This window comes from Streptomyces sp. NBC_01351, from assembly GCF_036237315.1.
Lineage (GTDB): Bacteria > Actinomycetota > Actinomycetes > Streptomycetales > Streptomycetaceae > Streptomyces.
The window spans coordinates 3,764,290-3,778,454 of the sequence record NZ_CP108356.1 but is presented as its reverse complement, the minus strand read 5'-3'; the positions used below and the strand labels follow the sequence as shown (position 1 = coordinate 3,778,454).

Sequence of the window (14,165 nt, the reverse complement as noted above, 5' to 3'; positions counted from 1 at the left end):
CCCGGCGCCGAGGGCGGCCGAGGGCGGGGCCGAGGACGGCGTCGAGGGCGGTGCCGACGGCGGGTGTCGGTGGGCGGCGTTAATCTGGCGGTATGACGGACGAGGGGCAGTTGACGGCCACCGAGGCCGCGGTGCTCGCGTACGAGGCACGCACCTGGCCCGGGCCCGGGGTCAAGGAGCGGGCCATACGGGAAGGGCTGGGGATGACCCCCGTCCGCTACTACCAGCTGCTCAACGCCCTCATGGACGACCCGCGCGCACTCGCCCACGCCCCGGGCACGGTGAACCGGCTGCGGCGCATCCGTGAAGCCCAGCGGGCCCGGCGGTAACGGATGCGCGCGCCGTAGCCGTCGCCCGGCTGGGCCGTTAGGGTCGTCCGTATGGGGAGCCATCCGCACCACCTGCCGATGCCCGTCACCGCAGCCGGACGCGAGGGACTCGAAGCCCTCCTCCGCGCACCGCGCCGCTCCGTGGTCGCCCTCGACTTCGACGGCACCCTCGCCGACATCGTCCCGGACCCGGACCAGGCCCGGGCCCACCCCGGGGCCGTCCCGGCCCTCTCCGCACTCGCCCCCGAAGTCGACTCGGTCGCCGTCATCACCGGCCGCCCGGCGGGGGTCGCGGTCCGCTACGGGGGCTTCGCGGGGGTCCCCGGGCTGGAGCACCTCGTCGTCCTCGGCCACTACGGGGCCGAGCGGTGGGACGCCGTCTCGGGGATCGTCCACGCCCCCGCCGAGCACCCGGGGGTTTCGGCGGTACGGGCCGAGCTGCCGGGCTTCCTCGACTCCATCGGGGCCTGGCGGGGCACCTGGATCGAGGAGAAGGGCCGGGCGCTGGCCGTGCACACCCGGCGGGCGGAGAACCCGGCGGCGGCCTTCGCGGCGCTGCGGGAGCCGCTGGCCGAGCTGGCGGCGCGGCACGGGCTGATGGTCGAGCCGGGGCGGGCGGTCCTGGAACTGCGGCCCCCGGGCATGGACAAGGGCGTCGCCCTGACGGAGTTCCTCACGGAGCGGTCCGCGGAGGCCGTGCTGTACGCGGGGGACGACCTGGGGGACCTGGCGGCGTACTCGGCGGTGGAGAAGCGGCGTGCGGAGGGTCTGCCGGGGCTGCTGGTGGCCAGTGGCTCCGCGGAGGTCCCGGAGCTGGCCTCCCGCGCGGACCTGGTCCTCCCCGGACCGGGGGCGGTCACGGCCTTCCTGGCCGACCTGGCCACTGCGCTGCGCGGCTGAGGGGCCGGCCCCGCTGCGCGGAGCCGTCCCCTACCCGCCCTTCCACCGTTCCCCGGGACTCCGCCCCGGACCCCGAGGGTGCGGCGCCGCTGCTGGGGCTCCGCCCCAGACCCCGCGCCAGGCGGACAGCAGCAGGCAAATCCAGCCCCTCCGGCGTTTGAGGCGCGGGGTACGGGGCGGAGCCCCAGGGAGCCGAGCCGCGCCGCAGGCTAGTCGCGGAGGTCGGACAGTTGGGCGGCGAACCAGGCGGCCGGCGGCAGCGCAGTGGCGGCAGCGGCCAGGCGCTTCGTGCGGTCCGCGCGCTCCGCGTCCGGCATGGAGAGGGCCGCGTGCAACGCCTCCGCCGTCTCCGTGACGTCGTACGGGTTCACCGTCAGCGCATCCGCCCGCAGCTCCTGGTACGCCCCCGCACCGGAAGACAGCACCAGCACGCACCCCGCCTCCGACACCACCGGGATCTCCTTCGCGACCAGGTTCATCCCGTCCCGCACCGGATTCACCAGCGCCACGTCCGCCAGCCGGTACGCCGCCAGCGAGCGCGCGAAGTCGTCCTTCACCGACACCAGCACCGGCTGCCAATCGGCCGTGCCGAACTCCGCGTTGATGTCGGCCGCCAGCTCCGCCACCGACGCCGTGTACGCGCGGTACACCTCCAGGTCCTGCCGCGACGGGTACGCGGAGGCCAGGTGCACCACCCGCCCCCGCCACTCGGGGTGGACGGTGAGGAGCTCCCGGTAGGCCAGCAGGCCCCGCAGGATGTTCTTCGACAGCTCGGTGCGGTCCACCCGGACGATGGTCTTGAGGTCGCCGACCTCCGCGCGCAGCTGCGCCAGCTTGTCGTCGACCTCCGGCCGGTGGGCCAGTGCCCGCAGCTCGTCCGCGTCCACGCCCAGGGGGTAGACCGACACGTCCGTCCGCTTGTGCCGTACCGGGCTCCACGGGGACTTCTGGATGTAGCGGGACTGCTTCGGCTCCACCCCGGCCGGCATCTTCGGCTGCGCGATGCCCCGGGAGTCGTCCAGGTGGGTGCAGCCCATGAAGGTGTGCGCCCACGCCCACGTGTGGAAGCCCAGCCGGTCCGCCCCGAGCATCCCCCACACCAGCTCCGAGCGGATGTCGTCCGGCAGCATGCGCAGGAATTCGTACGACGCCCACGGCGTGTGCGTGAAGTGCCCGATGCGCAGGTCCGGGCGCAGCTCGCGCAGCTGCCCGGGGACCAGCGCCAGGTGGTAGTCCTGCACCAGGACGCACGCGCCCTCCGCGGCCTCTTCGGCCAGGGCTTCCGCGAAGGCGCGGTTGTACTCCACGTACGAGGCCCACCGCCGCCTGAACTCGGCGTCGAAGACCGGCTCGCGCGGGATCTCGTACAGGTGGTGGTGGGTGAACCACAGCACCGAGTTCGCGATGCCGTTGTACGCGTCGTCGTACATGGTGGGATCGATGTCCAGCATCCGGACCCCAGGCTCCGAGACCCCCCGCCGGACCGCCTCCCGGTCCGCCTCCGACAGGGCCGCGCAGATCCACAGCGCCTCCGGCTGCTCCGCGAGGGCCGCGGAGAGGCCGGAGACGAGACCGCCCCCGCCGCGCCGGGCACTGAGCGTGCCGTCGGCGGCGAGGGCGTAGGAGAGCGGACCGCGGTTCGCTGCGACGAGTACCTGAGAAGCCATGCGGCGAACCTAGCCCGGTCCGCGTCTCCCCAAACGTCAGTGCCCGCGCGTACGGCGGACCGAGACGAAGACCACTGCGCCCATGACCGTCAGCGCCGCGGCGGCGGAGGCCAGCAGCCACATGCGCTGCCCGTCCGTCCGTGGCTGCCCGCCGGGTTCGGGATGTTCGTGCCGCCCACCCGGAACTGGTCGCCCTTGGTGTTCCGGTCGCCCTCGTACGCCGTCGCGCTCGCCCGCACCGGCCCGTCGCCCGTGCGGGAAATTAGACCGATCGGGGCGGGTTTCGCGGCTACGCCACGCGACGCAACGCGTACTCCTTGACGCCGAGCATCGGCGGCCGCTCCTCGGTGTCCACCGCGTACGTGTGCGGTACGAAGCCCTCCGGCCCGCGCTCGAACTGCGTGAGCTCCGGCCGCACAAGGTGCCCGCGCGAGAGCCGCACCAGGGCCGTGCGGTAGATCGCCGCGGCCATCCGGCCCAGCGCCTGCTCGTCCTGGTGGCGGTGCAGGCGCACGCCCACGTCCACCTGGGCCAGGGCGTCCAGTCCGACCGTGTGCAGCGCGTCCACCAGCAGGCCCAGCTCGACGCCGTACCCGACGGGGAACGGCAGCCGCTCCAGCAGGGAGCGGCGCACCGCGTACTCGCCGCCCAGCGGCTGCACGAAGCCGGCGAGCTGCGGCCAGTGCAGGTTGAGGAGGGGGCGGGCGACGAGCTCGGTGACCCGGCCGCCCTGCCCGTGGGCCTTGGCGGGCGCGGGCGTGCCGGCCTCCGCGCCGAGCGGGCGGTCGTACATCGCCTTGACGAACTGCACGTCCGGCTCGGTCAGCAGCGGGCCGACGATCCCGGACACGAAGGTGGCCGAGAAGTCCCGCAGGTCGGCGTCGACGAAGCAGACGATGTCCCCGGTGGTCGCCAGCAGCGAACGCCACAGCACCTCGCCCTTGCCGGGCAGCGCCGGGATCCGCGGAAGCACCTCGTCGCGGTGCACCACCCGGGCGCCGGCCTTCGCCGCGACCTCGGCCGTCCGGTCACTGGAGCCCGAGTCGATTACCACCAGCTCGTCGACCAGCGGGACCGGCAGCCCCTCGATCAGGTCGCGCCTGATCACCTCGACGATCGCCCCGACCGTCGGCTCCTCGTCGAGCGCGGGCAGCACCACGCTGACCGTGGTCCCTGCCGCCCGTTTCCGGTCGAGCAGCTGGTCGAGCGGTCGGTCGGCGGCTGACCAGGAGCGGTCTGCCAGCCAGCGCTCCACCTCTTCCAGCACCCTCAGCACTCCCTGCGTATCGGCGTTATGGTGCGATATGTGATCCATCTCGCGGTTCGGACAGCAGTCTCAGCTGCCCAAGCCTTCGGTTACAGTCTTGAACAACGCGCAGGACCACCGCATGCCGGGGGTCCCCGCGTACAAACGCACCGGCGCGCCACAGAGCGCGTGTGCCGGTGCCATACCGCTCATCCAGAGGGGCAGAGGGACACGGCCCGTTGAAGCCCCGGCAACCCTCCAGTCGGTTCTCGCGATGCGTCTTGGCGACGCACCCCCGCGAGGTCCCCGGCTAGGGAAGGTGCCAATTCCGTCTCATGGCGAAGTGCGCCATGGGGAAGATGAGGAGAAAGGGCCTCGCCATCATGGCTGCACAGACTGTCGCCACCTCTGCCAACCTTGATTCTGTCGACCTCGGACCTGCCACCGGCCTCTCGTGCCGCGAGTGCGGTACCCGCTTCGAGCTCGGCCCCATCTTCGCGTGCGTCGAGTGTTTCGGACCGCTGGAAGTCGCCTACGACCTCCCCACCGGTGACCCCGAAGCCCTGCGCGCAGCGATCGAGGCCGGCCCCAACAACATCTGGCGCTACGCGCCGCTGCTGCCCGTCCCCGCGGACGTGGCCGGCAAGCCCAGCCTGAACCCCGGCTTCACCAAGCTCGTGGACGCGGCCAACCTGGCCAAGGAGCTCGGCGTCACCGGCAAGCTCTACGTCAAGGACGACTCCGGCAACCCGACGCACTCCTTCAAGGACCGCGTCGTGGCCATCGCCGTCGAGGCCGCCCGCGCGTTCGGCTTCACCACCCTCTCCTGCTCCTCCACCGGCAACCTGGCCGGCGCCGTCGGCGCCGCGGCCGCCCGCGCCGGTTTCCGGTCCTGCGTGTTCATCCCGCACGACCTGGAGCAGGGCAAGGTCGTCATGGCCGGTGTCTACGGTGGCGACCTGGTCGGCATCGAGGGCAACTACGACGACGTCAACCGCTTCTGCTCCGAGCTCATCGGCGACCCGCTGGGCGAGGGCTGGGGCTTCGTCAACGTCAACCTGCGCCCGTACTACGGCGAGGGCTCCAAGACCCTGGCGTACGAGATCTGCGAGCAGCTCGGCTGGCAGCTGCCCGACCAGATCGTCATCCCGATCGCGTCCGGCTCCCAGCTGACGAAGATCGACAAGGGTCTGCAGGAGCTGGTCAAGCTCGGCCTCGTCGAGGACAAGCCGTACAAGATCTTCGGCGCCCAGGCCGAGGGCTGTTCCCCGGTGTCCACCGCCTTCAAGGCCGGCCACGACGTGGTCCGCCCGCAGAAGCCGAACACCATCGCCAAGTCCCTGGCGATCGGCAACCCGGCGGACGGCCCGTACGTGCTCGACATCGCCCGCCGCACCGGCGGTTTCGTCGAGGACGTCAACGACGAGCAGGTCGTCGAGGCCATCAAGATCCTCGCGCAGACCGAGGGCATCTTCGCCGAGACCGCGGGCGGCGTGACCGTCGGCGTCACGAAGAAGCTCATCGAGAACGGGCAGCTCGACCCGACGCTGACCACCGTGATCCTCAACACCGGTGACGGCCTCAAGACCCTGGAGGCGGTGGCCGCGGACAGCGGCCAGACCGCCACCATCCGCCCGAGCCTGGACGCGTTCCGCGCCGCCGGCCTGGCCTGACCATCACCCCCCTGCACCCGGAAAGGCAGTAGCGCCATGAGCGTCAACGTCCGCATCCCCACCATCCTGCGCACCTACACCGGCGGCGCCGCCGAGGTGAAGGCCGAGGGCGCGACCCTGGCCGAGGTCATCCAGTCGCTGGAGCAGAACCACCCCGGCATCGCCGCGCGCGTCCTGGACGACCAGGGCAAGCTCCGTCGCTTCGTGAACGTGTACGTGAACGACGACGACGTGCGCTTCGAGGGCGGCCTGGACGCGGTGACGCCGGACGGCGCGGGCGTCTCGATCATCCCCGCCGTCGCCGGCGGCTGCTGACCCCTCCGCGACACCGCGGAACGCCTCACGTAAACAGAATTGCCCCCTCCGCTAAAAGCGGAGGGGGCAATTCTGCTTGATTGGGCGCGGTAGAGTTGGGGAAGTCCCCTCCGCTGTTCTTGCCCGCCGCATATGAACGGGTCGCGTGAGGGTCGACATCGGGTCAATGTGCAAGTGCGGTATGGGGCTTTGGCGAGACATGTCAGGCCCGACTTGCCCTGGAATATGCCAAATTTTCACTTCATTTCAATGTATCTGGCTGTCCAGAATTCTCGTCGGATTGACCTGTTGCAGACAGCACAGGCGCGGATACATTCAGCCTCGGTCGACGCGTTCCGGCGCAAGTTCTGACCCGGGAGCGCGAAGTGCGTTCCTGCGCAAGGGCCAGTAATAGGGGAGTTAGGCATGGCTCAGGGCACCGTCAAGTGGTTCAACGCGGAGAAGGGCTACGGCTTCATCGCGGTCGACGGTGGTGCGGATGTGTTCGTCCACTACAGCGCCATCCAGATGGACGGGTACCGCACCCTTGAAGAGGGTCAGCGGGTCGAGTTCGAGATCTCGCAGGGCCAGAAGGGTCCGCAGGCGGACATGGTCAAGCTCGCACTCGGCTGAGTCCCGGAGCGATCGACCACCGACCGGACGCTACGCGACACGTACGCGCGCACCCGCGTACGCGCATACATACGAGGGGCCCACATCCCGGACACGGGATGCGGGCCCCTCGTGCGTTCCCGGGCATCCGCATGGGTGTTGCCCCAAGCCGCTTGCACTCGTGGGGGTCGAGTGCTAATCATTGGCGTTAGCACTCTCGGGTTGAGAGTGCTACTGAACGAGGACCGGGTCGGTGAGGCCCGCAGGGTCCGGCGGGAAGGAACCGCCGGGCACGCAGGCCGTCCGTCGCGGGCGCGGGCGCGGTCCAGGAGCAATCCACCGCTGTCCGGGAGGACCACTTCAGATGGCCAAGATCATTGCGTTCGACGAGGAGGCCCGCCGCGGCCTCGAGCGTGGGATGAACCAGCTCGCCGACGCCGTCAAGGTCACCCTTGGCCCCAAGGGTCGCAACGTCGTCCTTGAGAAGAAGTGGGGCGCCCCCACGATCACCAACGATGGTGTCTCCATCGCCAAGGAGATCGAGCTCGAGGACCCGTACGAGAAGATCGGCGCCGAGCTGGTCAAGGAAGTCGCCAAGAAGACGGACGACGTCGCCGGCGACGGTACGACCACCGCCACCGTGCTCGCCCAGGCGCTCGTCCGCGAGGGCCTGCGCAACGTGGCCGCCGGTGCCAACCCGATGGCCCTCAAGCGTGGTATCGAGAAGGCCGTCGAGGCCGTCTCCGCCGCCCTGCTCGCCCAGGCCAAGGATGTCGAGACCAAGGAGCAGATCGCTTCGACGGCCTCCATCTCCGCCGCCGACACCCAGATCGGCGAGCTCATCGCCGAGGCCATGGACAAGGTCGGCAAGGAAGGCGTCATCACCGTCGAGGAGTCGCAGACCTTCGGTCTCGAGCTTGAGCTCACCGAGGGCATGCGCTTCGACAAGGGCTACATCTCGGCGTACTTCGCCACCGACATGGAGCGCATGGAGTCGTCCCTCGACGACCCGTACATCCTGATCGTCAACTCCAAGATCGGCTCGGTCAAGGACCTGCTGCCGCTCCTGGAGAAGGTCATGCAGTCCGGCAAGCCGCTGCTGATCATCGCCGAGGACGTCGAGGGCGAGGCCCTGTCGACCCTGGTCGTCAACAAGATCCGTGGCACCTTCAAGTCCGTCGCCGTCAAGGCCCCGGGCTTCGGCGACCGCCGCAAGGCCATGCTCGGTGACATCGCCATCCTCACGGGCGGCACGGTCATCTCCGAGGAGGTCGGCCTCAAGCTCGAGAACGCGGGCCTGGACCTGCTGGGCCGCGCCCGCAAGGTCGTCATCACCAAGGACGAGACCACCATCGTCGACGGCTCCGGTGACAGCGACCAGGTTGCCGGTCGCGTGAACCAGATCCGCGCCGAGATCGAGAACTCCGACTCGGACTACGACCGCGAGAAGCTCCAGGAGCGCCTCGCGAAGCTGGCCGGCGGCGTGGCCGTCATCAAGGCCGGCGCCGCGACCGAGGTCGAGCTCAAGGAGCGCAAGCACCGCATCGAGGACGCCGTTCGCAACGCGAAGGCGGCCGTCGAAGAGGGCATCGTCGCCGGTGGCGGCGTGGCCCTGCTGCAGGCTTCCGCGGTCTTCGAGAAGCTGGAGCTCGAGGGTGACGAGGCGACCGGCGCCAACGCCGTGAAGCTCGCGCTGGAGGCCCCGCTGAAGCAGATCGCCGTCAACGGTGGTCTCGAGGGCGGCGTCGTCGTCGAGAAGGTGCGCAACCTTCCGATCGGTCACGGCCTGAACGCCGCGACCGGCGAGTACGTCGACATGATCGCCGAGGGCATCATCGACCCGGCGAAGGTCACCCGCTCTGCCCTGCAGAACGCGGCGTCCATCGCGGCCCTCTTCCTCACCACCGAGGCCGTCATCGCCGACAAGCCCGAGAAGGCCGGCGCCGCTGCCGGCGGCGGCATGCCGGGCGGCGACATGGACTTCTGATCGACCGCAGGCCTCCGGCCTTGGTTGATCGGCTGTTCGCTCCACGTTCCGAGGGCGGCACCCCCACTGGGGGTGCCGCCCTCGGGCGTTTCGGACGGCCGCGCAGCAGGGGCAGGGTGGACACGGCATCGAAGCGCTTGGACGCCGCCCGCGAAGCGGGACTGGCCGTTGACGCCCCTGCCTGACCCGGTCTTCCATCACTGCCCCCTCCGGGGGACGTACCCGCCGGGGAGGGCTCGGATGGTTGACTTCTGGCATGACTGACGTGAGCGACGTGTTCATCAAGATCTGCGGGCTGCGGACCGCCCAGGACGTCGAGGTGGCCGTGGCGGCCGGGGCCGATGCCGTGGGCTTCGTCTTCGCGCCCGGGAGTCCTCGTACGGTCGACGCGGCCACGGCGCGCGCGCTCGCCGCTCTGGTGCCGGACGGGGTGCTGACCGTCGGGGTGTTCCGCCGGCAGTCGGTCGAGGACGTGCGCCGCTTCACCGAGGAGAGTGGCGTGCGGGGCGTGCAGCTGCACGGCGAGGAGGGACCCGAGGACTTCGCGGCGCTGCGCGCCGAGGGCCGCACCCTGCTGCGCGCCACCGCCGAGCACGTGAAGCGGTGCGGTGAGTACGGCGAGGACCTGCTGCTGCTCGACGCCCCCGACCCCGGCTCCGGGAAGCCCTGGAACTGGGGGTCGGGGGACTTCACCGCGCCCGAGGGGCGGTGGCTGCTGGCCGGCGGCCTGACCCCCGCGAACGTGCGGGAGGCGATCGAGGTCACCGGTGCGTGGGGCGTGGACGTGTCCAGCGGGGTGGAGCGGGAGCGCGGGGTGAAGTCCCCGGAGCTGATCCGGGCCTTCGTCGAGGCCGTGCGCGGTTAGCCGGCCGGCTTCTGGATGGGCCAGCTGGTGATCGTCCTCGACTGGCCGCAGCCCTTGCCCGGCTCGTCCTTGCAGATGTAGACCGAACCCGTCGTGAGGGGCCGGTACATGGTCGTGAAGTTGACCTCCACCGTGCCGGGGCCGCACTGGGTGGCGTGCTTGCGGCCCGGGCCGGGCGCCATGTCGTAGTTGAACTGGAACCACACCGAATAGCAGTCGCTTCCGGTGTTCTTCAGTTCCCCCTTGATGACCAGGTTGCTGTAGAGGACGCCTTCGCCCTTTTCGAGCCAACGGGTCCCCTCGGCGGTGGCCGTGCCGTGGTCCACCTTCCAGGGGACGCCGCCGGCGGCGGCGGAGGTGGTGGCGCCGACCAGGACGGTGGCGGCCGCGGCGACGGCCATGACGGAGGACTTCAGGGTGCGCGAGAACATGATGCGGATACGGTCCTTTCGGGATGCAACGGACAGCGAATGGGATGGGGGAGAGGAGGGATCGGGGAGAGGGGGCAAGGAAGCGTGACCGGTGGCTCAGGGGGCCAGCGAAGGTGCCGTGCGGATGCCGAACTCCCGGCGCAGCGCGGAGCGCGCGGCCAGATGGCCGGACATGCCGTGCACACTCGGCCCGGGTGGGGTCGCCGCCGAGCACAGGTAGACGCCGGGCAGCGGAGTGCGGTACGGGTCGAAGCGCGGGGTCGGCCGGAGCAGTGACTGGGTGAGCGTCATCGCGCCCGAACCGATGTCACCGCCCACGTAGTTGGGGTTGTACGTCTCCAGGTCCGCGGCCGAGATCCCGCGCGCGGCCAGCACCGTGTCCCCGAACCCCGGCGCGTACTTCTCGATCCGCGAGCGGACCAGCCCCACCGGGTTCGTCCGGTCGCCGTTGGGCACGTGGGCGTAGGCCCACACCGGGCGCCGGCCCGGTCGTGCCCGGCTCGGGTCGGTGACGGCCGGGTCCACCAGCAGGACGAAGGGCTCGTCCGTTCGCACCCCGCGCGCGGTCAGGGTCTCCTGGTGGACCATCTCGGCGTGGGTGCCGCCGAGGTGCACGGTCCCCGCCCGGCCGACCTCCGGGTGAGCCCAGGGGATCGGCTCGGAGACCAGGAAGTCCACCTTGGCGGCGCCGGGGCCGTACCGGAAGCGCCGCAGCGCCCGGGTGTACCCGGACGGCAGCCGGTCACCCGCCAGCTCCAGCAGCCCCTTGACGCTGGTGTCGAGCAACACCGCACGGGGACGCCCGAGTTCGGCCAGCCGGCTGATCCGCCGCCCGGTGTGGATGACGCCCCCGTGCGCGGTGATGTCCGCCGCCATCGCCTCGGCGATCCGGGCGCTTCCGCCGCGGGGCAGGGGCCAGCCGGAGCCGTGCGCGAGGTGCCCGAGCAAAGCGGTGACGGCGCCGGAGGCGATGCTGGGCAGCTTGCCCAGCGCATGGGCGGTGACCCCGGTGAGCAGGGCCGGCGCTTCGGCCCCGCGGAATCCCGCGGCTCCGAAGCGGGTGCCGTGCTCCAGTGTCCGTACGGCCAGCAGCGCGGCCGCGGCCGGGTCGCGGGGGATGCTCCGCTGACCGGACAGGATCAGGTCGACCACGCCCTCGCTGCGCTCCAGCAGCGGCCGCATCAGCCGGCGCCAGCGCGCCCCGTCCGGTCCGAGTCCGGCGCAGGTCTCGTCCAGGTCGCGGTGGGCGAGGGCGGCCCGGCCGTCGTCCAGCGGGTGGGCGTACGAGATCTCCGGGTGCAGCAGTTCCACGCCGCGCGCGGCGAGGTCGAACTCCCGGAAGAACCGCGAGGCCGCCGCCATCGGGTGGACCGCCGCGCAGATGTCGTGGAACACCTCCGGGTCGAACAGGGACTCGGTGCGCAGTCCGCCCCCGATGGTCGGGGAGGCCTCGTAGAGCACCACGCGAAGTCCGGCGCGGGCCAGGGTGACGCCCGCGGCGAGCCCGTTCGGCCCGGTGCCCACGATCGCCACATCGGCATCCCGCCCGGTGTTCCGCCCGGTGGTGTGGTCGGAGTGGCTCACCGGCCCGCGCCTTCCGTGACCAGCTGCCGCTCGGCGATCCGCCGGTAGAGCTCGTCGTCGGCCAGCAGTCGCGCGTGCGTGCCGGTGGCCCGTACCCGCCCGCTCTCCAGGACCACGATCCGGTCGGCGTCCCGGACGGTGGAGATGCGGTGCGCTATGGCGATCACCGCGCAGTGCCGGGCGATCTCGGTGATGGTCTCGCGCAGCTCGGCCTCGGTATCGCCGTCCAGGTGTGCGGTGGCCTCGTCCAGCAGCACCACCTTGGGGTCCTGGAGCAGGGTCCGGGCGATGACGAGCCGCTGGCGCTGGCCGCCGGACAGGCCCGCCCCGCGCTCGCCGAGCGGGGTGTCCAGCCCTTGGGGCAGTCCGGCGATCACCTCGGTCAGGGAGGCGAGGCGGACCGCCCGTTCGACGGCGGCTTCGTCGGCGTCGGGCCGGGCGTACGTGAGGTTCTCGCGGATGGTGCCGCGCATCAGCGCGCTGTCCTGGTCCACGTATCCGACCAGGGTCCTGAGCTGGTCGAGCGGCATCTCGGCGATGTCCTTCCCGCCGATCCGGATGGATCCGGAGTCCGGCCGGTGGAACCTTTCGACGAGCTGGAACAGGGTGGTCTTGCCCGCCCCGGAAGGGCCGACGACTGCCGTGAGCCCGCGCTCGGGCACGGTGAACGAGGCGCCCTTCAGGGCCGGTTCGCCGGAGCCGCTGTCGCTGCCAATGCCGGAGCCGCCGCCGTAGCCGAAGACGACCCGGTCGAACTCGACGGCGGTTCCCTCCGCGAGCACGGCCGGGGCGGGAGCGGCCGGCTCCTCCTGCTCCAAGGCGCCGAGCTCGGTGACCCGGTCGATGGCCGCACGGCCCTGCTGGAACTCCCCGATCGACAGGAACAGCATCACCAGCGGCGCGACCAGGTAGAAGAGGTACATCACGAAGGCGGTCAGATCGGCGAGGTCCATCGTGCCGGTGGCCACCCGCGTCATGCCCCACCCGATGACGGCGGCGAGCGAGAGCTGCGTACCGACGTTCATCGCCGGCGTGAACATCGCCGACAGGGCCTGCACCCGGATGCCCGACCGGCGGGCCCGGTCGGCGAGCGAGCCGATCCGCTCGGCCTCCCGATCCTCGGCGCGCGAGGCCTTCACCGTGGCCATGGCGCCCATCACCCGCTGCACACCGGAACCAAAGGCGCTGGTGTCCTCCCGGTTGACCAGCGACACCCGGCGCACCTGGCGGGCCAGCAGCAGCGAGACCGCCGTGGCCGCGCCGAGGCAGCCGAGCGTGACCAGCAGCATCCGCCAGTCGATCCAGGCCATGATCCCGATCCCGCCCGCCACCATGAAGGCGGAGGTGACGATCTGCGCCAGGGAACCGGACAGCGAGACCCTGGCGATCGAGGTGTCGGTGACCGTGCGGGTGAAGACGTCGCCGTGGTCGAGCCGGGAGTACGCGCCCATGTCGGCGCGCAGCAGTCGGCCGACCAGGCTGCGGCGGATGTCGAACACGATGTTCTCGCCGGCCCTGCCGATGGCGTAGGCGTGGAAGGCGGCGAGCAGTGCGTCGGCGCAGAACAGTCCGCCGAGGGCGGCGATCGGCCAGACCGGCGACTTGTCGAGGGACACCGCGTCGATGAGCTCGCCGAGCAGCAGGGGCTGGCTCAGCGAGGCGGCCGAGCCGAGCAGTCCGAGGCCGATTCCGGTGGCGAGGAGGGCGCGGTGCCGTTTGGCGATCTGCCAGACGTTCATGCGTCGGCGCCCCGCTCGTACACGGTGACGAACAGCGGCGAGCGCGGGTCGTAGGGGGTGGCGTTCCAGTCGGACCAGCGGGCGGTGGGGGTGAGCCCGGCGTCCTCGGCGTACGCGTCCACCTCGTCGGGGGTGAGCAGGCGTACGACCTCGGAGCCGACCCGGGTGGAGCCGTCGGCCTCGAACCAGATCTGGTGGCACTGCCACAGGTCGGGCCCCAGCAGCACGGCGTGGCTCTGCAGGCCGGTGCCCGGGTCCGGGTAGGGGGTGAAGAAGGTGGCCTGCGCCCGCCCCTCGTGCAGGGCGTGGACGGCAGGCCGGTTGTGGGTCTCCACCACCAGCCGCCCGCCGGGGGCCAGCAGGGCGGCGGCCCGCCGGACCGTACGGCGCTGGTCGTCCGGGTCGGTGATCAGGCCGAGGACGCTGCAGATGCAGTAGACGAGTCCGTACGTCCGGTCCTCGGCGTACGTGCGGACGTCCGCGTGCACCCCGGTGACCGGTGCGCCCTGCGCCGCGGCTTCGGCCGCGAGTCCCGCCAGCATCGGGGCGGAGGAGTCCACCCCGACGACGGGGCCGGTCTCGCGGGAGAGCGGAACGGCGATCCGGCCGGTGCCGACCCCGAATTCGAGGGTGCCCGCGGCGGTATCCGGGTGCAGGGCGGCGAGGGCTCGGGCGGTGGCTTCCGCGTGCGCGTCCTTGGGGAAGATCCGGTCGTACCAGCCGTCGAACTGGGCGCCGTATCCGATGTCTTCGACCGCGGTCATTGTCCGTCCTTGTCCTTGTTCCTGGTCGTGGCGAACAGGATGAGGAGTGCGATGATGATGGCGATTCCGAAAAT

General features: G+C 71.3%; 13 protein-coding genes and 1 riboswitch. Of the genes, 7 read left to right on the top strand and 6 right to left on the bottom strand.

Going from position 1 to position 14,165, the window contains the following annotated elements:
• Positions 1-92 precede the first annotated feature (92 nt).
• Together OG625_RS17225 and otsB are read left to right on the top strand one after the other, a co-directional pair.
• Positions 93-329: a DUF3263 domain-containing protein gene (locus tag OG625_RS17225; RefSeq protein ID WP_329381425.1), complete on the top strand. Its 237-nt coding sequence runs from the start codon at positions 93-95 to the stop codon at positions 327-329.
• Between the two features lie 51 nt (positions 330-380).
• Positions 381-1,229 (top strand): trehalose-phosphatase, encoded by an 849-nt coding sequence (gene otsB, locus OG625_RS17220; protein ID WP_329381423.1) that lies wholly within the window; start codon positions 381-383, stop codon positions 1,227-1,229.
• 209 nt (positions 1,230-1,438) lie between these two features.
• Here the strand turns inward: otsB and OG625_RS17215 are convergent, their stop codons facing one another.
• Positions 1,439-2,896, bottom strand: coding sequence for an alpha,alpha-trehalose-phosphate synthase (UDP-forming) (locus tag OG625_RS17215; protein WP_329381420.1), 1,458 nt, complete (start codon positions 2,894-2,896; stop codon positions 1,439-1,441).
• A gap of 289 nt (positions 2,897-3,185) precedes the next feature.
• The gene (locus tag OG625_RS17210; protein WP_329381418.1) at positions 3,186-4,163 is read right to left on the bottom strand and encodes a glucosyl-3-phosphoglycerate synthase; all 978 of its coding nucleotides are present in this window, start codon (positions 4,161-4,163) and stop codon (positions 3,186-3,188) included.
• A gap of 185 nt (positions 4,164-4,348) precedes the next feature.
• A riboswitch (SAM riboswitch) is annotated at positions 4,349-4,508 on the top strand.
• A 17-nt stretch (positions 4,509-4,525) separates the two neighbouring features.
• Here OG625_RS17210 and thrC point away from each other — a divergent pair.
• The 5 genes from thrC (at position 4,526) to OG625_RS17185 (ending at position 9,573) form a co-directional block, all read left to right on the top strand.
• Positions 4,526-5,815 carry a threonine synthase gene (gene thrC, locus OG625_RS17205; RefSeq protein WP_329381415.1) on the top strand — a complete coding sequence of 430 codons (1,290 nt, stop codon included), beginning with the start codon at positions 4,526-4,528 and terminating at the stop codon, positions 5,813-5,815.
• Between the two features lie 36 nt (positions 5,816-5,851).
• Positions 5,852-6,130, top strand: coding sequence for a MoaD/ThiS family protein (locus OG625_RS17200; protein ID WP_329381412.1), 279 nt, complete (start codon positions 5,852-5,854; stop codon positions 6,128-6,130).
• A 405-nt stretch (positions 6,131-6,535) separates the two neighbouring features.
• Positions 6,536-6,742: a cold-shock protein gene (locus OG625_RS17195; protein WP_030009783.1), complete on the top strand. Its 207-nt coding sequence runs from the start codon at positions 6,536-6,538 to the stop codon at positions 6,740-6,742.
• A 343-nt stretch (positions 6,743-7,085) separates the two neighbouring features.
• Positions 7,086-8,708 (top strand): chaperonin GroEL, encoded by a 1,623-nt coding sequence (gene groL, locus OG625_RS17190; RefSeq protein ID WP_329381410.1) that lies wholly within the window; start codon positions 7,086-7,088, stop codon positions 8,706-8,708.
• Positions 8,709-8,964: 256 nt separating this feature from the next.
• Complete coding sequence (locus tag OG625_RS17185) at positions 8,965-9,573, top strand: phosphoribosylanthranilate isomerase (RefSeq protein WP_329381406.1); 609 nt, start codon at positions 8,965-8,967, stop codon at positions 9,571-9,573.
• Here OG625_RS17185 and OG625_RS17180 read toward each other — a convergent pair.
• The 4 genes from OG625_RS17180 to OG625_RS17165 form a co-directional block, all read right to left on the bottom strand.
• A complete protein-coding gene (locus OG625_RS17180) occupies positions 9,570-10,004 on the bottom strand; it encodes a hypothetical protein (protein WP_329381403.1) in 435 nt (144 codons plus the stop codon). The genes OG625_RS17185 and OG625_RS17180 overlap by 4 nt on opposite strands.
• A gap of 96 nt (positions 10,005-10,100) precedes the next feature.
• Positions 10,101-11,588: a phytoene desaturase family protein gene (locus tag OG625_RS17175; protein WP_329381400.1), complete on the bottom strand. Its 1,488-nt coding sequence runs from the start codon at positions 11,586-11,588 to the stop codon at positions 10,101-10,103.
• A complete protein-coding gene (locus OG625_RS17170) occupies positions 11,585-13,327 on the bottom strand; it encodes an ABC transporter ATP-binding protein (RefSeq protein ID WP_329381397.1) in 1,743 nt (580 codons plus the stop codon). The genes OG625_RS17175 and OG625_RS17170 overlap by 4 nt, the downstream gene beginning before the upstream one ends.
• Entirely contained in the window at positions 13,324-14,091 is a 768-nt protein-coding gene (locus OG625_RS17165; RefSeq protein ID WP_329381394.1) for a class I SAM-dependent methyltransferase, read from the bottom strand. Before OG625_RS17165 ends, OG625_RS17170 begins: the two co-directional genes overlap by 4 nt.
• Positions 14,092-14,165: the final 74 nt, after the last annotated feature.

Bases quoted from the DNA above. Each gene is read 5' to 3' on its own strand.
- OG625_RS17225 (WP_329381425.1), top strand. From the start codon at position 93: ATGACGGACGAGGGGCAGTTGACGGCCACCGAGGCCGCGGTGCTCGCG.
- otsB (WP_329381423.1), top strand. From the start codon at position 381: ATGGGGAGCCATCCGCACCACCTGCCGATGCCCGTCACCGCAGCCGGA.
- OG625_RS17215 (WP_329381420.1), bottom strand. From the start codon at position 2,896: ATGGCTTCTCAGGTACTCGTCGCAGCGAACCGCGGTCCGCTCTCCTAC.
- thrC (WP_329381415.1), top strand. From the start codon at position 4,526: ATGGCTGCACAGACTGTCGCCACCTCTGCCAACCTTGATTCTGTCGAC.
- OG625_RS17200 (WP_329381412.1), top strand. From the start codon at position 5,852: ATGAGCGTCAACGTCCGCATCCCCACCATCCTGCGCACCTACACCGGC.
- OG625_RS17195 (WP_030009783.1), top strand. From the start codon at position 6,536: ATGGCTCAGGGCACCGTCAAGTGGTTCAACGCGGAGAAGGGCTACGGC.
- groL (WP_329381410.1), top strand. From the start codon at position 7,086: ATGGCCAAGATCATTGCGTTCGACGAGGAGGCCCGCCGCGGCCTCGAG.
- OG625_RS17185 (WP_329381406.1), top strand. From the start codon at position 8,965: ATGACTGACGTGAGCGACGTGTTCATCAAGATCTGCGGGCTGCGGACC.
- OG625_RS17180 (WP_329381403.1), bottom strand. From the start codon at position 10,004: ATGTTCTCGCGCACCCTGAAGTCCTCCGTCATGGCCGTCGCCGCGGCC.
- OG625_RS17170 (WP_329381397.1), bottom strand. From the start codon at position 13,327: ATGAACGTCTGGCAGATCGCCAAACGGCACCGCGCCCTCCTCGCCACC.
- OG625_RS17165 (WP_329381394.1), bottom strand. From the start codon at position 14,091: ATGACCGCGGTCGAAGACATCGGATACGGCGCCCAGTTCGACGGCTGG.